A 20,550-nucleotide genomic window follows, 5' to 3' on the forward strand; every position below is an offset into this window, starting at 1 on the left:
CCCGCTAAGATTCCAGGTCACTGCCCCTGGAATCCGCCCATGTCGACACTCACCGCCTCAGCCACGGACGGCATTGACCCGATCCGTGCCGCCCATATCAGCGCGCGCATTGACCGTTTGCCCGCCGTCGCCACGCTCTGGCGCCTGGTGGCGTTGCTGTCGATCGGCGGTTTTTTCGAGCTGTATGACTTGTTCCAGACCGCCTATATCAGCCCCGGCCTGATCAGCGACGGGATTTTCCACACCGGCAGCGAGGGCGTATTCGGGTTTTCCGACCAGGCCGCTTTCGCCTCGGCGACCTTCCTCGGCCTGTTCCTCGGCGCCAGCCTGCTCAGCCCCATTGCCGACCGCTTCGGGCGTCGGGCGATCTTCACCTTTGCGTTGATCTGGTACACCGTCGCCACGGTGTTGATGGGCATCCAGACCTCCGCCCTGGGCATTATCTGCATGCGCTTTCTGGTGGGCATTGGCCTGGGCATCGAACTGGTGACCATCGACGCCTACCTTTCGGAATTGGTGCCCAAGCGCATGCGCAGCTCGGCCTTTGCCTTTGCGTTTTTCATCCAGTTTTTGTCAGTGCCGACGGTGGCGTTGATGTCATGGTGGCTGGTGCCCCAGGCGCCGTTCGGGGTGTCGGGCTGGCGCTGGGTGGTGCTCAGCAGTGCAGTGTTTGCGCTGTTTATCTGGCAACTGCGCAAGCGTCTGCCGGAGTCACCGCGCTGGCTGGCGCAGAAAGGCCGTTTTGACCAAGCCGGGCAGATCATGGACAGCCTGGAAGCACGCTGCCAGAAAGACCACGGCAAAGCGCTGGATGAACCCGAACCCGAAGCCGTCAGCGTGCAGGGCAACGGCCGCTTTGCCGATATCTGGCAACCGCCTTACCGCCGCCGCGCGTTGATGCTGATTGTGTTTCACGTGTTCCAGGCCATCGGCTTTTTCGGCTTCGGCAATTGGTTGCCGGCGTTGCTCTCGGGCCAGGGCGTGAGCGTGACCCACAGCTTGCTGTACGCCTTTATCATCACCCTCGCCTACCCGCTGGGCCCGTTGCTGTTTGTGAAGGTGGCCAACCGCTTCGAAAACAAATGGCAGATCGTCGGCTCGGCCATGGGCGCGGTGATCTTCGGCAGCCTGTTCGCCCTGCAAACCACGGCGGTGGGGCTGGTGATCTGCGGGGTGATGATCACCTTTTGCAACGCCTGGCTAAGCTTCAGTTATCACTCGTACCAAAGCGAACTGTTCCCCACCAATATCCGCGCGCGGGCGGTGGGCTTCTGCTATTCGTTCAGCCGTTTGTCCACGGTGTTCAGCAGCCTGTTGATCGGTTTTATCCTCGAACACCTGGGCACGCCGGGCGTGCTGGCGTTTATCGCCAGCAGCATGTTGATCGTGATGATCACCATCAGCTGGTTCGGGCCGCGCACGCGTAACCTGGCGCTGGAAAATATTGCGCACTGACGGCAAGCCTTGGCCGCCGACAGGACAATGATTGCCGCGGCGGCGGTGTCATCCCCAATAAAAACGGGCACATCGCCCTCGGCATGCTATTTGCTCCACCTCAAACACCGAACACATCCTCAGGTGACCGATCATGCTGGTTAACAACAACGCCCAAGCGGTGTCGACCGTCCAACAGCTCAAGCGACCCGACATGGACCCGGCCAATGCCGCCGCCAGCACGCTGTACAGCGGTGCCCTGCAAGCGGCGCAGCAAAGCGTGACCGTACCGGCCGCGCAGAAGGACCTGGACAAGGCCAACGACCGTATCGACGAAGCCTTTGCCAAGACCCGTGTGCAGTTGCAAGCCAGCACGGCGGCAACGACCGCCACGACGGCATCCACCACGACGGCAACAAGCACCGATGTGCCTGCCGCCGGCTCGACCACCAGCAGCGCGCGCGCCGACTTCACCGACTACATGAACAAATCCCCGGCCGAACGCATTCGCGAACAGCTGCTCAAGGAGCAGGGTTTGACCGAAGAGCAGGTGCAAGCCATGCCGCAGGAAAAACAGGACGCGATTGCCAAGCAAGTGGCTGATCGTGTGAAGCAGCAGCAAGAACAGCAAGTAGCGGCGAAAGCCACGGACCCGGCGCAGTCGGTGAAAGAGACCCTGGCTGCGATTTAACCGACACGCCCAATCAAACTGTGGGAGCTGGCTTGCCTGCGATAGCCTCACCTGGGTGTACTTGATACACCGGGGTGTCTGCATCGCAGGCAAGCCAGCGCCCACAGGGACCGTGCTTACTGCAGTTGCAGGGTCGAGTTGAACTGACTGATCGCATCCACCACATGCCGTGACCCTTCCTGAATTTCCAGGATCACCTGCCCCGCTTCATTCGCCAGCTCCACCCCAAGCCCGGTGCGGCTCAGGCTCGACTGCATGCTCGAAACCGCGCTCAGCGACAGGTCGTGGTTCTTGCGCACCACATCCACAATCTCCACCGTCGCCTGGCTGGTACGCGCCGCAAGGCTGCGCACTTCGTCAGCCACCACCGCAAACCCGCGCCCATGCTCGCCGGCCCGCGCAGCTTCAATGGCGGCGTTGAGCGCGAGCATATTGGTCTGCTCGGCGATGCTGCGAATGGTCTGCACGATGGAGCCGATGATGTCCGACTGCTTGCTCACCGCATCGATGCTCTGGGCCGCCTGGTTCAGGTCGTGGGAAATCTCTTCGATGATCTGCACGGTTTGCTGCACCACCTCCGAGCCCTTGCGTGCGCAGGCGTCGTTTTGTACTGAGGTGGCATGGGCCGAGTCGGCAGCGGTACGCAGGGTGGTGACCTGATCGGTGATGTCACTGGCGAACTTCACCACTTTGTACAGGCGCCCATTGGTATCGAAGATCGGGTTGTAGGAGGCCTCCAGAAACAGGGTTTTGCCGTACTTGTTTTTGCGTTCGAAGCGGTGGGAATGGTATTCGCCGCGGTTGAGCGAGGCCCAAAAGGCCTTGTACGCCGGGGCTTCCACTTCGCCGCGATGGCAAAACATGCTGTGGTGCTGGCCAATGATTTCTTCGCGGGAATACTGCACGGTGCGCAAAAAGTTGTCGTTGGCGTTGATGATCTGGCCTTGTGGGGTGAACTCGATCACGGCCATGGACCGGCTGATCGCGTCGATCAGGCTTTGGTTCTCGTGTTCATGGTGAACCCGCGCAGAAATGTCCGACGCCACTTTGATCACGCTCAGCACCTGATTGCTGCTGTCCAGCACCGGCATGTAGCTGGCTTCGAGCCACACTTGCTCACCGCGCTTGTTCAAGCGCATGAACGTGCCGCTGAGCGCTTCACCCCGCGCCAGGTCGCGCCACAACTTGGCGTAGGTCTCGGTGTGGGTGTACGCCTCTTCGCAAAAGATGCGGTGATGTTTGCCGCGAACCTCCTCCACGCTGTAGCCCATGGTTTTGCAGAAGTTGAGATTGGCGTCGAGGATCACGCCGTTGCGGTCGAACTCGATCATCGCCATGGAACGGCTGATGGCAGCCAGCTTGGCGTTGGCTTCGGTGAGGGCACAGGAAAAACGTTCGATTTCTTGCAGGTCGGATTTGTGATGGCGGTTGAACATGGTCAGATCACCCTAGATTCCCAGCGCCTGAGACGGCGCATTCCATTCTTCAGTTGGCTATTGCTGGCACACCGTCATGGGGAAAAAACCATCCGAATCGCTTTACATGCCAAGCGTCATCAACGGTTGTGGGTGAGCATAGACAGGGCATGGCGCTATGCAAGGCCACTAGTCAGCCAGCATTTTTAACAATGCACCGACCGCCGCCGAGGGTGGAAGGGTCGGTGAACCGACCAAGGCAAACTCACGGTACAACGGCACCGTCAGCGGCATCACGCGCAGGCCAGTGCGCTGCGCCGGCAAGGCCATTTCCGGCACCAGCGTGACACCGACGCCCTCGCGCACCAGGCTGTAGGCGCTGCTCCATTCACGTACTTCCACGCGGATATCGCGCAGGCGCAAACCGGCGTCGGCCGCCAGGCTGCGGGCATTCGCGGTACAGCCGCCGGTGGCCAGTACGAAGGGTTGTTCGAGCAAGGCTTCGAGCGCCACGCTGGCATCCTCCGCGCGCTGCGCCAGTGCATGATGGGATGGCAGCACTGCCATCCACAGGTCGCGACCCAATACCGTGGCGTTGCGCTCGGGCTTGGGGTTGAGCACCACGCCCAAATCGATCAGGCCCGCGTCGAGCAAGGTGTGCACTTCGCTGTCGGTCACTTCCAGGGTGGTGACCTCGATACCCGGGTTCAACTGGCGGAAACGCTGCAGCAACGGCGTCAGAAAAGTCGCCAGCACCTTCGGAAAACTGGCGATGCGAATGTTCCCACGCAGCAGCGGGCGCGCTTCATCCACCGTGGTGCGAATGGCCTGCAGCGCGCCCATCATCACCCGCGCCTGCGCGATCACGTTGAGCCCAAGCGCTGTGGGCAACGTCTTGCGCGGTTCACGGGTAAACAGTTGCGCGCCCAGCGTCGCCTCCATGGACGCCATGGCCTGGCTGGCGGCGGACTGCGTCATGCCCACCTGTTCGGCAGCCGCCGTGATGCTGCCGTGGTCGGCGACGGCCACCAGCAGGCGCCAGTGCATCAGGTTCATCATGGCAGTAGCTGTCCTTATGGATGGGGTCTGCAGGTTTAATTTTACGCACGGTGCCACGCCCGCGAGACTGGCGCAAACCCAACGGAGTCGCCTTTGATGAAACTGTATTTTTTTCCCAACGCCTGTTCGCTCGCCCCGCATATCGTGCTGCGCGAATTGGCGCTGCCGTTCGAGCTGGTGCAGGTGAACAACCAGGCTAAAACCTTCGGCGACGGCGAAGATTTCCTGCAGATCAACCCCAAGGGCTACGTGGCGGCGCTGCAACTGGACAACGGCGATGTGCTGACCGAAGCCAGTGCCATCCTGCAATACCTGGCCGACCTCAAACCCGCCGCCCTGCTCGCCCCGGCCAATGGCAGTTGGCAACGCGTACGGTTGCAGGAATGGCTGAACTTTATCGCCAGCGAGATTCATGGCGGGTTGGCGATTTTCTTCAACCCGGCCATTCAAGGCGAAGTGCGGACGATGTTTGTGGCCACGCTGTTCAAGCGCTTTGCGATTCTGGTGCAGACACTGGAGCGTCAGGATTACCTGCTGGGCGAGCAGTATTCGGTGGCGGATGCGTATTTGTTTGTGGTGCTGCGTTGGGCGGGTGTCCACGCTATTGATTTGCAGCAGTGGCCGGCGTTGGCGGCGTTTCAACACAGAGTGGGTGAGCGCCAGGCTGTGATCGAGGCCTTGGCTGCCGAAAATCCATGACCTGAAATGCAATCAACCCTGTGGGAGCGGGCTTGCTCGCGAAGGCGGTGGGTCAGTCAACACATGCATCAGCTGATACACCGCCTTCGCGAGCAAGCCCGCTCCCACAGTTGATCTGCTTCGTTTCAAAGAAAGGGTTTCAAGCTGCCATTGGTGATGAACGCACTCAACGCCAGCACATCCACCGAGCCCGACCGGTCCTGATGCAGATGCGCCACTTGGCTGCGCACCGCGTCATGGACCCGCCGCGTGCCCTGCCCCAATCGCGATACACCACGCAGGTCTACCGGCGGGTCTTGTCGACCACCGCCAGCGCCTGCCCGGCGTAGTCTTCCACCCGATCGGCCACCGGCGTGTCCACCGCGGCACCGAGCCCGGTGAAGTGGCCGTTGATGCCGCCGCCAGGAATCAGGTGAGTGCGCGGCTCGATCACCGCCTCGCCACGGCCCTGAAGCGCCAGGCTGGCCTGGATGGCAGTGAGGATTTCCTCGTTGGACAGGTTGAGCGCGTCGATGTCCAGGCCGTTGAGAAAGTCGATGTAGATCGGTTGCATGGTCTGCTCACTGATGGGAGGTTTTAGAGCTGGTTGTGGCGAGCGGGCTTGCCCCGCGTTGGGCTGCGAAGCGGCCCCATTCCAGACCTGCGCGCGTCCCCTGACACACTGCGGTGAATGGGTTTGGGGCTGCTGCGCAGCCCAACGCGGGGCAAGCCCGCTCGCCACAACAAGCCCGCTGGCCACGGGAAGCCCGGTCGCTCACAGGAGGCTTGCTGGCCGCAGGATTCAGGGGGCCTTGAACACGATCTGCTGCACATCGACCTTCTTCGGGATCAGGCCATTGGCAAAAAACAGGTCGGCAGTGCGTTGCTGGTTGGCGATGTCAACGGCTTCCAGCGGACGAATCGGCGCGGGTGAGCGGTGTTCGAAGTAGCTTTTAACCACCGCCGGTGGCAGGCCCAGGGTCTTGGCCATCAGCGCAATGCTTTGCTCGGGGTGGTCCAGGGACAGGCGCTGGGCCTTGGCCAGGGTGTTGATAATCGTGCCGACCGCTTGCGGGTGCTGCTTGGCAAACGGGCTGCTGACCACAAAGAAACTGCCCGCCGGGTTGAGGCCTTGGCCATCGCCCAGCACGCGGGCGGAACCGTCGACCACGGCCGCGGAGTAATACGGGTCCCACACTACCCAGGCGTCGACCTTGCCTTGTTCAAACGCGGCACGGCCATCGGACGGCGACAGGTACACCACGTCGACATCCTTCCACTGCAAACCGGCGCGCAGCAGGCTCTTGAGGAACAGGTTGTGTGCGCTGGAACCCTTGAGCAGCGCCACGCGCTTGCCCTTGAGCTCGGCCACGCTCTGAATCGCGCTGGCTTTGGGCACCAACACCGCTTCGGTCTTGCCCTCGTTCGGCTCGACCGCGAAGTACTGCAAATCAATGCCGGCGGCCTGGGCGAAGATCGGCGGGATGTCGCCGATGTTGCCGATGTCCAGGCTGCCGCCGTTCAGTGCTTCGATCAGCGGCGGGCCGCCGAGGAATTCGATCCATTGCACCTGGGTGCCGGGCAGCGCGTCTTCAAACAACTTGTGCTCGCGGGCCAGCACCATGCTCACCGAGCTTTTCTGGTAGCCGATGCGCAACGTGGAAGGTTCGGCGGCGAGCACATGGCTGGCCACCAGCGAAAGAACCACAACAGCGAGGGCTTTGAGCATCAGAGGGCTCCCTTGACCTTGGCCGCGACATCCGCCGGCACCCATTGCTGCCAGACGTTCGGCTGCTCTTTGAGGAACGCCAGCGCGACCTGGTGTGGCTGTTCACGTTTCTCGCTCATCTGCGCAAGGATGCCGTTGAGCAGGTCGATCGGCAGGTCGACTTTTTCAAAGAACGTGACCAGTTGCGGGTACTGCGCCTTGAACGGCGCCGACACGCCAATCGCCAGGTGCGCCGGCATCGAGCGGGTGCCGATGGGGTGCGGGTTGTTGGCGTCGGCCAGGGTTTTCCAGGCCTCGGCGTTGAACGGCGGTTCTTCCAGTTTGATCAGCTTGAAACGCCCCAGCAGCGGGGTGGGCGACCAGTAGTAGAACAACACCGGTTTGCCGCGGCGGATCGACGACGCCACTTCGGCATCCAGCGCCGCGCCGGAGCCGGTGCGGAAGTTGACGAAGGTGTCGGTCAGGCCATACGCCTTGAGCTTCTGGCTGTTGACGATTTCCGAGGTCCAGCCGGTGGGGCTGTTGAGAAAGCGGCCTTTGCTTGGGTCTTCGGGGTCGCGGAACACGTCCTTGTAGCGCGCAAGATCAGCGACGGACTTGAGGTCCGGCGCCAGGGGTTTGATGCCGCGCTCGGCGTCGCCCTTGATCACGTATTCCGGCACCCACCAGCCTTCGGTGGCGCCTTTGACCGTGTCGCCCAGGCCGAACACTTTGCCTTCGCCTTCGGCCTTGACCCACGCCGGACTGCGCCCGGCCCACTCTTCGCCGATCACTTGAATGTCGTCCTTGGCCAGCGCGGCCTCCAGGCTCACGGTGCTGCCGGGCAAGGTGTCGGTGGGCAGGCCGTAGCCTTTCTCGACGATCAGGCGCAGCACTTCGGTGATCAGGCTGCCGCTTTCCCAGGTGATGTCGCCGAAGTGGATCGGTTTGACGGCGTCGGCGGCGTGGGCCGGCTGGGCCAGGACGGTCAGTGCCAGCAGCGAACCACCGAGCAGGTTTTTTAGTGTTTTCATGAGTAGCCTCTTGGAGATTCGATTCACAACGCATTCAAAGTGGGCAGGGTCACTGAATGAAGCCTTCAGGCCGCATTGACGGTCACCCACAACCCGGTGCGGCGGGTAATGTGGATCGGCAAGGTGCGCGCCAGGGTGTCGAGGATTTGCTGCGGGTTGTCCAGCCGATAAAGGCCGCTGACGCGCAAGCCGGCGACCGACGGGTCCAGGCGCAACACGCCACGGTGATAGGGCCGCAACGCGTCGATGACTTCCGCCAACGGGCGGTCGCGCACTTGCAGCAAGCCGTCGATCCACGCCGTGGCGCCGGCCGAACTGACCCGCACCGGGCCGAAGCCGGCGCGGTCGAAATGCACTTCATGGCCGGCGGCGAGTGGCAGGCAACGGTTGAGCGCGCGGGCCATGTAGTCGCTGACCGAGCGTTGGGAAATCCCCAGTTCGGCGGCGATCTCGGGATACGTCAGGCCATTGAGTTGCGACAGCAGGAAGGTCGCCTTGACCTTGGCCGGCAAGCCGTCGAGCAATTGGTCGATGGCCTGCAAGGCTTCGAGCATGTGCGCCAGGTCTTCGGGAGACGGTGCGGTGCAGGCTTCGTCATTGTCCAGGGCATCGAGATACGCGCGCTCCAGATCGCGCCGGCGCCACAGCTGGTACATCAGGCGCTGGGCGATGGTGGTGAGCAAGGCGCGGGGCTGGCGTATCGGCACCACGCCGGGCGAATTCAGCAGTTGGACGAAGGTGTCGGCGGCGATGTCTTCGGCGTGGGCACGCGAATCGAGATGGCGGTGCAAACGGCTGCACAGCCAGTCGTAATGACTGCGGAACAATCCGCCCACGTAATCGCTGTGAGAAGTGTCGGCGCCGGACATAGTGGCTCCATCTGAGTAGGTTGCGCGTTATGTCCGGTGTTCCGGTGGAGCGATCCTAGCAAGACTGCTTATTCTTTAATAATATTTAAAAGGTATTTTTATATAACCTTATTGAAGCTTCGAATAGCCCGCGTTGACCGCCTGTTGCTGGTAATCCAACAGCACGCGGTAGTCGTCTTCGCGGGCGGGCAGCACTTGCTGGATACCCAGCGTGTCGACCACCTGCGGTAAATCCTGCAACGCCAGGTTCATCGCCTCGCGGATCTGCGCCACGCGTTCATCGCTCAGCTTGAGCGGCCCGATGTAAGGCAAGGTCGGGCTCGGCGCGCTGCGGGTGACGATGCGCAGCCCCGCCACTTCCTGCGGGGCGAAACGCGCCAGGTAGTCGTAGGTGACGCTGTCGATGGCGGCGAGGTCGGCAAGGTTTTCGCGCAGCCAGCGCAGGCTTTCACGGTGGGCGCCGCTGATGCCGACGCTGGCAAAGAAACGGCCGCCGCGCTGCAACGGCGCGAGACGTTCGCGCAGCAGATTCATGCCGCTGTTGGAGTCATGGCCGTTGATCACGCCACGGCTGTGGTAGAAGTCCGCCAGCGCGGTGCGCGGGTTGTCGTCGCGGGTGAGCAGCAGGCTGCAATGTGCGCCCTGGCTGCTGTGGGCCAACTCGTAGCGTGGGCGACCGATCACGCGCACCTGGCCGCGCAGTTGGGTCATCAGCGGATAGCCGCAGGTTTGCGTGACGAGCAGTTCGGGCGCCAGCCACAGGCCGTGCAGGTCGAGGTGGTCGGCGTTGCGGCGGCTCAGGTTCAGACGCTCGACTATCCGCGCCAGCCACTGCTGGTTGGCGCGCTGCACCGCTTCGGGGGCGACGTACATCAGCAGTTCGGCGTAGTGATCACGCATGGGCGTCTCTCAGGCAAAAGGGTGCCGGGGGCTGTCGATGGCCTTCAGGCCGTGGCGGCTGATCAACTGGCCATAGCCCTGCACCACAAACCCGCCGCTGCGCGCCACCCATTGTTCGCGGCGGGCGCGATAGACGGTGGGCAACAAGTACCAGGGCAGTTTCGGCAAGTCATGGTGCACCAGGTGCAGGTTGTTGTTGAGGAACAGCCAGGTCCAGGGCCAGGCCGCTTCGTTGAGGACGGTGCGCTGTTCCGGCTGCCGGTGCGGACGGTGCTCATAGTAGGAACGGATCGACGCCAGGGACAAGGCCGGCACGCTGACCAGCAGCAGGTAATGCCACACCGGCAGTGCGCTGCAGTGGGCAATGAAGCTCAGCATCAATAAAGTCACCACGCCGTGGGCCAGCCACATCGGCCACACGTGGGGCAAGCGTTGAAGCTCATGACGCGCCAGTCGGCCAATCGCCAACGGCGCCGCGAGCAGGAACCGGCCGAGCACGGTTTTGGTCAACCAATGCACGCGGCGTTTGAACAACGAGCTGTTGTCCCATTGCGATTGGTTGAGGTAGCGGCTTTCCGGGTCGATGCCCGGCAGCGTCAGGTCTTCATCGTTGTGGTGCAACAAATGGCTTTCGCGGTACAGCGTGTAGGGATACCACACGGCAAATGGCGCATAGCCGAGCAGTTTGTTTACAAGAAGCGAGCGGGTGGGATGACCGTGGAGCAATTCGTGTTGCACCGACAGCCACAGCGTCACCAACGGGATCAGCAGCAGGGTGCTCAGCCACAGGCCCAGCCATTGACTGGCGAGCATCACGGCGAACCAGCCTGTGTACACGCCGATCAGCAACAGCCAGGTCGGCCATTCGGTTCGGGCGGTAAAACGGTGCACCAGGGCTTCGATTTCCCGGCGCTGGGTCAGATCAAGGTAGTTGGCCATCGGCAGCTCAGAGCAGGTGTTTCCTGCTCTGTGCATTGAGGCTCGAAAATCTTGCAGACCGTTTGGTTCTAAGCTTGTAACTCAGTGACCGAACAGGCCTGTGTCGGACTTCTTGGCTTTCTTGTCGGCGCGTTTTTCATCGGCGGTTTTTGCCGGTTTCTTCTTCGCGGCTTTCTTTGAATCCATACCTTTGGCCATGATGCATGCTCAACTGAAGGGGATGTAACAGTGGGTATACCACCTATTGCCGGGCAGAAGGCGCTTATAATCCCCGGCCCTTGATATTGCTCGCTTGAAGACCATGCCCGAACTGCACCTCGAACCGCTGGCAGCGCCGCTGTGGCCGCTGCTCAACAAGTTTTACCGTAGCCATGATTCGTCGATGAAGGCCATCAAAGGTGGGCGTTTATGGGTGGCGCGCGACGGCGAAATCGTGGCCGGGTTGTGCCTGAGCCCGGTGGTGGGTGGGCAGTGGCTGACCGGGGTGTTTGTGGACCCCGCGTATCGCGGCAATGGGTTGGCGGCGCGGCTGATTCTGCAGGCTGTGGCCGAGGTGGAAGGCACAGTCTGGCTGCTGTGCCATCCGGATCTGGAAGGTGTGTACCAGCGCATGGGCTTCACTCAGGACACGGTGCTGCCACAATCGCTCAGCGAGCGGCTGGTGCGCTACAAACGCAATAAACCCATGATCGCCATGGGGCTTATAACCAAGGGTGAGGTGCACCTCGGATAATGTGTGATCGCCCGGCAGAGGGCCCATGCTAGCCTCGACGGCACAGTGGCCCCTTACAGGATGATCATGAAAACGACGCTTGCAGCTTTGTCCCTCACCGCCCTGCTCGTTCCAACGCTCAGCCAGGCAGCCGACGCACCGATTACCGCCAAGCAGTACGCCAGCGTGCTCGCCGGCAGCTGGCGCGACCCGGCCAACAGCGCGCGCGATGTTTACCGTCATCCGCAGCAAACGTTGGAATTCTTTGGCCTGGGCGCCCAGCAGACGGTGATCGAAATCACCCCGGGCGGCGGCTGGTACAGCGAGGTGCTGGCGCCGTTGCTCAAGGACCATGGGCATTACGTGGCCGCCGTGCAGGCTGCGAGCAGCAGTGCTTACGCCGCGACGTCCGAACAGAACCTGAAAAACAAATTCGCCGCCGACCCTGCGCGTTATGCCAAGGCCGCGGTTGTCGAGTTCGATCCCAAGGCGCCGGTGTTCGGTAAGCCTGCGTCGGCCGATGCCGTTCTGACCTTTCGCAATGTGCATAACTGGGTTGATGCGGGCACCGCGCCGGCCACCTTCAGCGCGTTCTACACGGTGCTCAAGCCCGGTGGAGTGCTGGGCGTGGAAGATCATCGGGCCAAGGACGGGGCGGATCTGGAAGCGATCAAGGACAGTGGTTACCTGACCACCGCGCAGGTGGTGAAGCTGGCAACGGACGCCGGGTTCAAGCTGGCGGGGCAAAGCGAGGTGAATGCCAACCCGAAGGACACCAAGGATTACCCCGGTGGGGTATGGACCTTGCCGCCGGCATTGAAGTTGGGTGAGCAGGACAAGGCCAAGTATGTGGCGATTGGCGAGTCGGATCGGATGACGTTGCGGTTTGTGAAACCGGCTAAATAACCCGCTTTGAAATGCAATGCAAATGTGGGAGCGGGCTTGCTCGCTCCCACATTTGGATCTCATTGGGCCTGAAAGCTATTCGTCAGCCTTCGGATCCATGTCCGGAAACATCACTTCAATGAACCCGAACTTGCTGAAGTCGGTAATTCGCGAGGGATACAACCGGCCGATCAGGTGATCGCATTCATGCTGCACCACGCGCGCATGGAAACCCTCGGCGATGCGTGTGATCGGCTCGCCTTTGGGGTCGAAACCCTCGTAGCGAATCTGCTGATACCGGTCTACCGCGCCACGCAGGCCGGGCACGGACAGGCAACCTTCATAGCCCTCTTCCACCACCGGGCTGAGCGGGGTGATCAACGGGTTGATCAGGATGGTCTGCGGTACCGGTGGCGCATCCGGGTAACGCTCGCTGGCCTCGAAACCAAAGATCACCAATTGCAGATCGACGCCGATCTGCGGTGCGGCCAGGCCAACGCCGCCGACGTGTTCCATGGTCTGGAACATGTCGTCAATCAACTGCCAAAGCTCGGGGCTGTCGAACATTTCCGGCGGAACCGGCGGTGCAATACGCAGCAGGCGCTCATCGCCCATTTTCAGGATTTCACGGATCATCGATCAGGCTCAATGGGTGTGGGCTTGGAGTGGTCCCGGCCTAGGCCTGAGACGTGCTGTTTTTCATCCGTGTCAGAAACCTGTTCGGCGGGTTCATCGAACTCTTTTTCTCCCGGGTCCTTGCCTTCAGTCGACATGTGTTCGATCACGGCATTCATCTCCGCGCCCAGCAGCAGCACCGCGGCGGAAATATAGAAGTACAGGAGCAGGACGATGATCGCACCGATACTGCCATACATGGCGTTGTAGTCGGCGAAGGTTTTAACGTAGTAGCCAAAGCCCAGGGAAGCAACGATCCATACGACCACGGCGAGCACCGAGCCTGGCGTGATGAAGCGGAACTTCTGCTCCACATCGGGCATCACGTAATACATCAGGGCCACGGCGAACATCAGCAAAATCACGATCAGCGGCCAGCGCAGGATGGTCCACAAGGTCACCACGAATTCCTGCATGCCGATCTGCCCGGCGAGCCATTCCATCACCTGCGGGCCAAGCACCATCAACGCGGCGGCGGCGAGCAGCATGCCGGCGATGCCGACGGTGTAGAACACCGAGAGCGGGAAGCGCTTCCAGATCGGACGGCCTTCGACCACATCGTAGGCGGCGTTCATCGCGCTCATCATCAACCGTACACCGGCGGACGCGGTCCACAGGGCGATCACGATACCCACGGAGAGCAAGCCACCCTTGGACTGCTGCAATTGGTCGATCACCGGGTTGACCTGCTCCAGCGCCTGGGGCGGCAACACCAGTTCCGATTGCATGCGCAGCCAGGTGAAGAAGTCCGGCAGGTGCAGGAAACCGATCAGGGCGATAAGGAACAGCAGGAAGGGAAACAACGAGAACAGCATCTGGTAGGCCAGTGCCGAGGCATAGGTGGGCATTTCGTCATCGACGAATTCCTTGACGGTGCGCACCAGCACTTTATGCAGGGGTAAACCTTGTAATACCGGAAAAAGCATAGCGTCTCCTTTCGCCGCAAAAGGGTGAGGTCGTGGGCGACTCAGGGGCCGTTTTCTACATCAAAAGTAGCCTACTTGGCGACTTTGAAACAATTACCAGATTTTAGTTGCAGCATCTGACATAAAAACGGCCATCCGTGGATGGCCGTCGGGCTGCACGCATACAGCCAGCGATTCAGACTTACTTGGTGGCTTTTTTTACCGCATCTTTGGTGTCGCCCACCGCTTTCTGCACTTCGCCTTTCTTTTCTTGAACCACGCCTTCGGCGCGCAGCTTGTCGTTGCCAGTCACTTTGCCAACACCTTGCTTGACGTTGCCGACGGCTTCGTTAGCCAAACCTTTTGCCTTATCCGATGTGCTGCTCATGGTATTTCTCCTGGAACAATCGAGGTTTTTGGTCATTACGTAGAGATTGACCCGAGGCTGTTCGGCAGAGTTTCAATTATTTTTCGACCGGCATTTCATCGCCGCCTGCAGGTTTGGCTTTATGTTTTGCAGCCAACCCACGAGAATGCCCCGCACATTCAGGCTATAACGCTGAATAACAGATCCCGTAGGAAGGTTATGAAACTCAATAAAGCACAGGCTATCGCCCGCAGAAACCAGGAACTGGGCGGTGCCGTACTCGGCCTCAACAACTGCCACTTCACCGACCTGGACCGCAAACGCAACATCTGGTGGTTCGACCTGCCGGTGGGCCGTATTGCCGTGGGCCAGTACGAGTGGATTCACCTGTTGATGCACAACGCCGAGTCCGACCAGTTGCTGCACCTGAAGGTGCCGACAGCATTTTTGCGTGAAAAACTTGAAGGCCTGGTGGTGCGCAATGCAGGCAAGCGCAGCCCGGAAATCACTCTGGAGCTGAGCGCGGACAAGGACTCGTTCCTCACCGATGTGCGCCCGGCAGGTGCGGGTGTGAGCTTCGCGCAGTTTGCGGTGTAAAGACGCAGATCAACAATGTGGGAGCGGGCTTGCTCGCGAATGCGGTGTGTCAGTCGCCGGATGTGTTACTGACCCACCGCTTTCGCGAGCAAGCCCGCTCCCACATTTGGATTGCATTCCAATCCAGGCCATAAAAAAACCCCGCAATTGCGGGGTTTTTATTGGGTTACTTTTTCAGGCCGAGCTTTTTCAGTTCTTCATCACGCAACTCACGTCGCAGGATCTTGCCCACGTTGGTGGTCGGCAACGCATCACGGAACTCAACGGCCTTGGGCACCTTGTAGCCGGTGACATTGGCGCGCATGTGCTCCATCACCTGGTCTTTGGTCAGGGTGGCACCGGGCTTGACCACGATGAAGATCTTGATGTGCTCACCGGATTTTTCATCCGGCACGCCGATGGCCGCGCACTGCAGCACGCCCGGCAAGGTTGCCAGCACGTCTTCCAGCTCGTTGGGATAGACGTTGAAGCCGGAGACCAGAATCATGTCTTTCTTGCGGTCGACGATGCGCATGTAGCCGTCAGGCTGGATGATCGCGATGTCACCGGTCTTCAACCAGCCTTCGCTGTCGAGGATTTCGGCGGTGGCGTCTTCGCGCTGCCAGTAGCCCTTCATCACTTGCGGGCCTTTGACGCACAGTTCGCCGATTTCACCGAGGGCCAGCTCGACGCCGTCATCGGTGATAACTTTGCACACGGTCGATGGCACTGGAATGCCGATGGTGCCGATCTGGATGTTCTGGATCGGATTGACCGTCGCCACCGGGCTGGTTTCGGTCATGCCGTAGCCTTCGCAGATGTTGCAACCGGTCACGTCTTTCCAACGCTCGGCCGCAGCCAGTTGCAGGGCCATGCCGCCGGACAGGGTGACTTTCAGCGCAGAGAAGTCCAGCTTGCGGAAGCCTTCGTTGTTGCACAGCGCCACGAACAACGTGTTGAGGCCGACAAAGCCGCTGAACTTCCACTTCGACAGTTCCTTGACCATCGCCGGCAAGTCGCGCGGGTTGCTGATCAGGATGTTGTGGTTGCCGATCAGCATCATCGCCATGCAATGAAAGGTGAAGGCATAGATGTGGTACAGCGGCAGCGGCGTGATCAGGATTTCGCAACCTTCGTTGAGGTTGGAGCCCATCAGCGCCTTGCACTGCAGCATGTTGGCGACCAGGTTGCGGTGGGTGAGCATCGCGCCCTTGGCCACGCCGGTGGTGCCGCCGGTGTATTGCAGCACGGCAACATCGCTGCTGGCCGGGCTGGCATCATTGACCGCTTGGCCGTGCCCCTTGGCCAGCACGTCGTTGAACTTGATCGCCTTGGGCAAGTGATAGGCCGGGACCATTTTCTTCACATACTTGATGACGCTGTTGATCAGCAGGCGCTTGAACGGCGACAACAGGTCGGCGACTTCAGTGACGATCACGTGTTTGACGGCGGTCTTGGGCACTACTTTTTCAGCCAGGTGCGCCATGTTCGCCAGGCAGACCAGGGCCTTGGCCCCGGAATCATTGAATTGGTGTTCCATTTCCCGCGCGGTATACAGCGGGTTGGTGTTGACCACGATCAGGCCGGCACGGATGGCGCCGAACACCGCAACCGGGTATTGCAGGACATTGGGCAGTTGCACGGCGATGCGATCGCCAGGCTTCAAGTCGGTATGTTGTTGCAGGTAAGCGGCGAAAGCACCGGACAATTCGTACAGTTCACCGTAGGTGATTGTTTTGCCCAGGTTGCTGAAAGCCGGCTTGTCGGCGAAGCGCTGGCAGGACTGTTTCAGTACCGCCTGAATATTTGGATACTCGTCTGGATTGATGTCTGCAGCAATCCCGGCGGGGTACTTATCCTTCCAAAAGTCTTCGTTCATGGAAGCCCACTCCTCAGCGACGCGAATTCATCATCGCATTTGATGCGATTATTATTGGTGTATGTTTTTTTAAAGGTGAGTCTGGCGCTTTCAAGCAGGCCGAGAAGTCACAAAGCGCGCCGAGAGTAGCAGCTTTGCCAAGGGCCGCCTAGAGCCAAAAGGGGCCCCTACGGTCATAAACATGACTGTCCTACAATATTTGGTCACACTTTAAGCTGCGATGAAATATCCCAGCAAAAGGCTCTGGAATAGGGTTTTCAGGGCAATAAAGAATCTATGTGTAAGGGGGCTTGCCCCCGATAGCGGTGTTTCAGCCAACACATCTGCTGACTGATACACCGCCATCGGGGGGCAAGCCCCCTCCCACATTTTGAGTGGATTTCAAGCAGGGTCAGGCGATGTCGCGAAGCTCCCTGCGCAAAATCTTGCCCACCGGCGTCATCGGCAGCGAGTCGCGCAACACAATATGCTTGGGCACTTTGTACCCGGTGAAATTGGTCTTGCAGTACGCCTTCAGTTCTTCAAGGCTCACGCCTTGGGTACGCGCCACGACAAACAGCTTCACCGCCTCCCCGGTGCGGTCATCCGGCACGCCGATGACCGCGCAGTTGGCCACCGCCGGGTGGGCCATCACCACGTCTTCGATCTCGTTGGGGTAAACGTTGAAGCCCGAAACGATGATCAGGTCTTTCTTGCGATCAACAATGCTGACGAAGCCATCGTTGTCGATCACCGCAATGTCACCCGTCTTGAACCAACCGTCGGCGTCCAGCGCCTCGGCGGTAGCGGCCGGCTGCTGCCAGTAACCCTTCATCACCTGCGGGCCCTTGATGCACAGCTCGCCGCGCTCACCCAGTGGCAGCTCGTGCCCGTCATCGTCGATCACCTTCATCGCTGTACCCGGCACCGGAATGCCTACCGTGCCCAGGCGCGATTGGCTGCCGTACGGGTTGGTGCTGGCCACGGGTGAGGTTTCTGTCAGGCCGTAGCCTTCGCCGATGGAACACCCGGTCACCGCCTTCCAGCGCTCGGCCGTGGCCTTGATCAGGGCGGTGCCGCCGGAGTTGGTGATCTTGAGGTGGGAGAAATCCAGGGTCTTGAAGTCGGGGTGGTCCAGCAGTGCCACAAACAGGGTGTTGAGCCCCAGCAGGCAGGAGAACCGCCACTTTTTCAGCTCTTTGATGAACCCGCCGATGTCGCGCGGGTTGGTGATCAGCACGTTGTGGTTGCCGGTCACCATCATGCACATGCAGTTCGCCGTGAAGGCATAGATGTGGTACAGCGGCAGCGGCGCGATCATCACCTCCTGCCCTTCCTTTACCAGCGGCTGGCCATCGTCGGTGACCTGGGACATGCACGCCCGGACCTGCTGCATATTCGCCACCAGGTTGCCGTGAGTGAGCATCGCGCCCTTGGCCAGGCCAGTGGTGCCGCCGGTGTATTGCAGCACGGCGATGTCATCCAGCGTGACCGGATGCCGGATCACCCCTTGCCCCGCGCCCATGCGCAACGCGCGTTTGAACGACACCGCCCGCGGCAGGTGGTAGGCCGGGACCATTTTCTTGACTTTGTCGACCACGGTATTGATCAACCAGCCCTTGGCGGCCGGCATGAAGTCGCCCATTTTGGCTTCGATCAGGTAGTCGATCTCGGTGTCGGCGCACACCTCCTGCACCCTCGCACCGAACAGGTTGAGGTACACCAGCGCACGCACGCCGGCATCCTTGAACTGGTGACGCATCTCGCGCGGGGTGTACAACGGGTTGGTGTTGACCACGATCAGCCCGGCGCGCAGTGCGCCGAACACGGCAATCGGGTAATGCAGCACGTTGGGCAGCTGCACCGCGATACGCTCGCCCGGCTTGAGGTCGGTGTGTTGCTGCAGGTAACCGGCGAACGCTGCACTCTGGCGCTCAAGCTCGGCGTAGGTCAGGGTGATGCCCATGTTGCTGAACGCCGGACGGTCGGCAAAGGCCTTGCAGGGACGTTCGAAGACTTCGATCACCGACTTGTACGTGGTGAGGTCGATGTCATTAGGAACGCCCGCGGCGCGTTTGTCATTCCAGAAATCAGGTTGCATTATTCTTGTCCTCTTACCTGAGTGTGTCCGACCGCTGCAGCGATAAAAAACGTGCTGCTATAAAAAGCGGAGCTTTGGGGACGTTAGCAGCTATGGCCAAACAGGCAAATACAGGAAAGAGCGTCATTAATTGCGTGAATCTTCCTACAAGGGCCTGCACTGATCAGCCGCAAGCCCGAGGATGAGCTATACACTGCAACGACCCTGAGCAAAGGAAGCGCCATGAACCACAGCACCTTCTGGCTGACCGCGAATGACCGCAGCCGCCTGTACGTCAATCAATGGCTGCCGGAAGGCGAGACCCGGGCAATCATCATGCTGTCCCACGGCATGGCCGAGCACAGTGGTCGATATTCACGCCTGGCCCAAGCCCTGTGCGGTGCCGGTTACGGCCTGTATGCGCTGGACCAGCGCGGTCATGGCCGCACCGCCGATGAAGGCACGCTGGGGCTGTACGCCGAAAAGGACGGCTGGAATAAAGTGGTGGGCGACCTGGCCAGCCTCAACCAGCACATCGGCCAGCAGCAACCGGGGCTGCCCATTATTCTGCTGGGCCACAGCATGGGCAGCTACATCGCCCAGGCCTACCTGCTGCACCACAGCGCCAGCCTGAATGGCGCGATTCTCAGCGGTTCGAATTTCCAGCCGATTGCGCTGTACCGCGCGGCGGCGGTGATTGCTCGTATCGAACGCGCACGCCAGGGCTTGCGCGGACGCAGTGCGCTGATCGAGTTCCTGTCGTTCGGCTCGTTCAATAAAGCCTTCAAGCCCAACCGAACGGCGTTTGATTGGCTCAGTCGCGACCCGGTCGAGGTCGACCAGTACATCACCGACCCGCTTTGCGGCTTTCGTTGCACCAACCAGTTGTGGATCGACCTGCTGGGCGGCTTGCAGCAAATCAGCAAAGCGTCCAATCTCGCGCAGATCGATCCGGGCCTACCGATCCTGGTAATGGGCGGCGAATGTGATCCGGTGAGTGAAGGCAAGCGTCTCAAAAGCCTGGCCCATGCGTTGCGTGAGGCCGGCTGTCAGCACCTGCAATTGAATATCTACCCGCAGGCGCGTCATGAAGTGTTCAACGAAACCAACCGTGATGAAGTCACAGCGGATGTACTGGCGTGGTTGCAACAGGCTCTAACCTTGCGCAGGCCGACCCGCTGCGAATAATTTTTCGTTTTAAATCAAACGTTTAAAATCATACTGTTTAATTACCGATTAGCCACAGGATGCACCCCGAGATGACTCAGGTTACCAACACCCCGTACGAAGCCCTCGAAGTCGGTCAGACCGCCAGCTACAGCAAGACCGTCGAAGAGCGTGATATCCAGTTGTTTGCCGCGATGTCCGGCGACCACAACCCGGTGCACCTGGATGCCGAGTACGCCAAGGCGACCATGTTCAAGGAGCGTATCGCCCACGGCATGTTCAGCGGCGCCCTTATCAGCGCGGCCGTTGCCTGCGAGCTGCCTGGGCCGGGCACTATCTATATCGGCCAGCAGATGAGCTTCCAGAAGCCGGTGAAAATCGGCGACACCTTGACCGTGCGTCTGGAAATCCTCGAGAAGCTGCCCAAGTTTCGCGTGCGCATCGCCACTCGCGTGTTCAACCAGCGTGATGAGCTGGTAGTGGACGGTGAGGCGGAAATCCTCGCACCCCGCAAGCAGCAGGTGGTGACATTGACCGAACTGCCGCCGATCAGCATCGGCTGATACCCGGGTATAAAAATCGCCCATAAAAAAGCCCC

The 20,550-nt window shown here is 60.5% G+C and carries 21 protein-coding genes and 1 pseudogene; 8 read left to right on the forward strand and 14 right to left on the reverse strand.

Translation table 11 applies throughout. The annotated features are described in order from the left end of the window. Positions 1 to 39 precede the first annotated feature (39 nt). Both FPT15_RS06785 and FPT15_RS06790 read left to right on the forward strand, forming a co-directional pair. Positions 40 to 1,455, forward strand: a complete 1,416-nt coding sequence (locus tag FPT15_RS06785) for an MFS transporter (protein WP_145159479.1) — start codon at positions 40 to 42, stop codon at positions 1,453 to 1,455. Positions 1,456 to 1,588: 133 nt separating this feature from the next. After that, entirely contained in the window at positions 1,589 to 2,125 is a 537-nt protein-coding gene (locus tag FPT15_RS06790) for a hypothetical protein (protein WP_145159481.1), read from the forward strand. Positions 2,126 to 2,241: 116 nt separating this feature from the next. Here FPT15_RS06790 and FPT15_RS30300 read toward each other — a convergent pair whose 3' ends face one another. From FPT15_RS30300 to FPT15_RS06805, 3 genes and pseudogenes are all read right to left on the reverse strand, one after another. After that, on the reverse strand, positions 2,242 to 2,811 hold the full coding sequence (locus FPT15_RS30300) for a methyl-accepting chemotaxis protein (RefSeq protein WP_372241441.1): 570 nt from the start codon (positions 2,809 to 2,811) through the stop codon (positions 2,242 to 2,244). Further along, a pseudogene (locus FPT15_RS30305) lies at positions 2,785 to 3,561 on the reverse strand (PAS domain-containing protein); the annotation flags it as partial. The gene FPT15_RS30300 and the pseudogene FPT15_RS30305, both read right to left, overlap by 27 nt. Positions 3,562 to 3,729: 168 nt before the next feature. Continuing rightward, positions 3,730 to 4,599 carry a LysR family transcriptional regulator gene (locus FPT15_RS06805; protein ID WP_145159484.1) on the reverse strand — a complete coding sequence of 290 codons (870 nt, stop codon included), beginning with the start codon at positions 4,597 to 4,599 and terminating at the stop codon, positions 3,730 to 3,732. Positions 4,600 to 4,695: 96 nt separating this feature from the next. Here FPT15_RS06805 and gstA point away from each other — a divergent pair, with 96 nt between their 5' ends. Further along, positions 4,696 to 5,298: a glutathione transferase GstA gene (gene gstA, locus FPT15_RS06810; protein ID WP_145159486.1), complete on the forward strand. Its 603-nt coding sequence runs from the start codon at positions 4,696 to 4,698 to the stop codon at positions 5,296 to 5,298. 283 nt (positions 5,299 to 5,581) lie between these two features. On the opposite strand, the gene FPT15_RS29970 is transcribed toward gstA, so the two are convergent. From FPT15_RS29970 to FPT15_RS06845, 6 genes are all read right to left on the reverse strand, one after another. Continuing rightward, positions 5,582 to 5,851, reverse strand: coding sequence for a hypothetical protein (locus FPT15_RS29970; RefSeq protein ID WP_256676379.1), 270 nt, complete (start codon positions 5,849 to 5,851; stop codon positions 5,582 to 5,584). A gap of 228 nt (positions 5,852 to 6,079) precedes the next feature. Then, entirely contained in the window at positions 6,080 to 7,006 is a 927-nt protein-coding gene (locus tag FPT15_RS06825) for an aliphatic sulfonate ABC transporter substrate-binding protein (protein WP_145159488.1), read from the reverse strand. Next, complete coding sequence (locus FPT15_RS06830) at positions 7,006 to 8,019, reverse strand: ABC transporter substrate-binding protein (RefSeq protein ID WP_145159490.1); 1,014 nt, start codon at positions 8,017 to 8,019, stop codon at positions 7,006 to 7,008. The genes FPT15_RS06825 and FPT15_RS06830 overlap by 1 nt, the downstream gene beginning before the upstream one ends. Before the next feature lie 65 nt (positions 8,020 to 8,084). Continuing rightward, complete coding sequence (locus tag FPT15_RS29975) at positions 8,085 to 8,888, reverse strand: sigma-70 family RNA polymerase sigma factor (RefSeq protein WP_145159492.1); 804 nt, start codon at positions 8,886 to 8,888, stop codon at positions 8,085 to 8,087. Between the two features lie 108 nt (positions 8,889 to 8,996). Next, positions 8,997 to 9,788, reverse strand: coding sequence for a phosphate/phosphite/phosphonate ABC transporter substrate-binding protein (locus tag FPT15_RS06840; protein WP_145159494.1), 792 nt, complete (start codon positions 9,786 to 9,788; stop codon positions 8,997 to 8,999). 9 nt (positions 9,789 to 9,797) lie between these two features. Beyond that, on the reverse strand, positions 9,798 to 10,727 hold the full coding sequence (locus tag FPT15_RS06845; protein ID WP_145159497.1) for a fatty acid desaturase: 930 nt from the start codon (positions 10,725 to 10,727) through the stop codon (positions 9,798 to 9,800). Between the two features lie 301 nt (positions 10,728 to 11,028). Between FPT15_RS06845 and FPT15_RS06850 the strand changes: the two genes are divergently transcribed. Continuing rightward, the gene (locus FPT15_RS06850; RefSeq protein WP_145159499.1) at positions 11,029 to 11,460 is read left to right on the forward strand and encodes a GNAT family N-acetyltransferase; all 432 of its coding nucleotides are present in this window, start codon (positions 11,029 to 11,031) and stop codon (positions 11,458 to 11,460) included. Positions 11,461 to 11,526: 66 nt separating this feature from the next. Then, on the forward strand, positions 11,527 to 12,345 hold the full coding sequence (locus FPT15_RS06855) for a class I SAM-dependent methyltransferase (RefSeq protein ID WP_145159501.1): 819 nt from the start codon (positions 11,527 to 11,529) through the stop codon (positions 12,343 to 12,345). A gap of 75 nt (positions 12,346 to 12,420) precedes the next feature. Here FPT15_RS06855 and def read toward each other — a convergent pair whose 3' ends face one another. From def to FPT15_RS06870, 3 genes are all read right to left on the reverse strand, one after another. Further along, on the reverse strand, positions 12,421 to 12,960 hold the full coding sequence (def, locus tag FPT15_RS06860; RefSeq protein ID WP_145159503.1) for a peptide deformylase: 540 nt from the start codon (positions 12,958 to 12,960) through the stop codon (positions 12,421 to 12,423). Continuing rightward, positions 12,957 to 13,925, reverse strand: a complete 969-nt coding sequence (locus FPT15_RS06865; protein ID WP_145159505.1) for a YihY/virulence factor BrkB family protein — start codon at positions 13,923 to 13,925, stop codon at positions 12,957 to 12,959. Before FPT15_RS06865 ends, def begins: the two co-directional genes overlap by 4 nt. Before the next feature lie 181 nt (positions 13,926 to 14,106). Then, complete coding sequence (locus FPT15_RS06870; RefSeq protein WP_076015848.1) at positions 14,107 to 14,292, reverse strand: CsbD family protein; 186 nt, start codon at positions 14,290 to 14,292, stop codon at positions 14,107 to 14,109. A 198-nt stretch (positions 14,293 to 14,490) separates the two neighbouring features. On the opposite strand from FPT15_RS06870, the gene FPT15_RS06875 reads away from it, so the two are divergent. After that, positions 14,491 to 14,868 carry a hypothetical protein gene (locus FPT15_RS06875; protein WP_106578452.1) on the forward strand — a complete coding sequence of 126 codons (378 nt, stop codon included), beginning with the start codon at positions 14,491 to 14,493 and terminating at the stop codon, positions 14,866 to 14,868. 166 nt (positions 14,869 to 15,034) lie between these two features. On the opposite strand, the gene fadD1 is transcribed toward FPT15_RS06875, so the two are convergent. Both fadD1 and fadD2 read right to left on the reverse strand, forming a co-directional pair. Next, positions 15,035 to 16,726: a long-chain-fatty-acid--CoA ligase FadD1 gene (gene fadD1 / locus FPT15_RS06880; RefSeq protein WP_145159507.1), complete on the reverse strand. Its 1,692-nt coding sequence runs from the start codon at positions 16,724 to 16,726 to the stop codon at positions 15,035 to 15,037. Positions 16,727 to 17,117: 391 nt separating this feature from the next. Beyond that, positions 17,118 to 18,806, reverse strand: coding sequence for a long-chain-fatty-acid--CoA ligase FadD2 (gene fadD2 / locus FPT15_RS06885; RefSeq protein WP_145159509.1), 1,689 nt, complete (start codon positions 18,804 to 18,806; stop codon positions 17,118 to 17,120). A gap of 222 nt (positions 18,807 to 19,028) precedes the next feature. Here fadD2 and FPT15_RS06890 point away from each other — a divergent pair, with 222 nt between their 5' ends. Further along, the gene (locus FPT15_RS06890; protein ID WP_145159511.1) at positions 19,029 to 19,973 is read left to right on the forward strand and encodes an alpha/beta hydrolase; all 945 of its coding nucleotides are present in this window, start codon (positions 19,029 to 19,031) and stop codon (positions 19,971 to 19,973) included. A 71-nt stretch (positions 19,974 to 20,044) separates the two neighbouring features. After that, a complete protein-coding gene (locus FPT15_RS06895; protein WP_003175719.1) occupies positions 20,045 to 20,515 on the forward strand; it encodes a MaoC family dehydratase in 471 nt (156 codons plus the stop codon). Positions 20,516 to 20,550 lie beyond the last annotated feature (35 nt).

This window comes from Pseudomonas sp. RGB (assembly GCF_007713445.1).
GTDB lineage: Bacteria > Pseudomonadota > Gammaproteobacteria > Pseudomonadales > Pseudomonadaceae > Aquipseudomonas.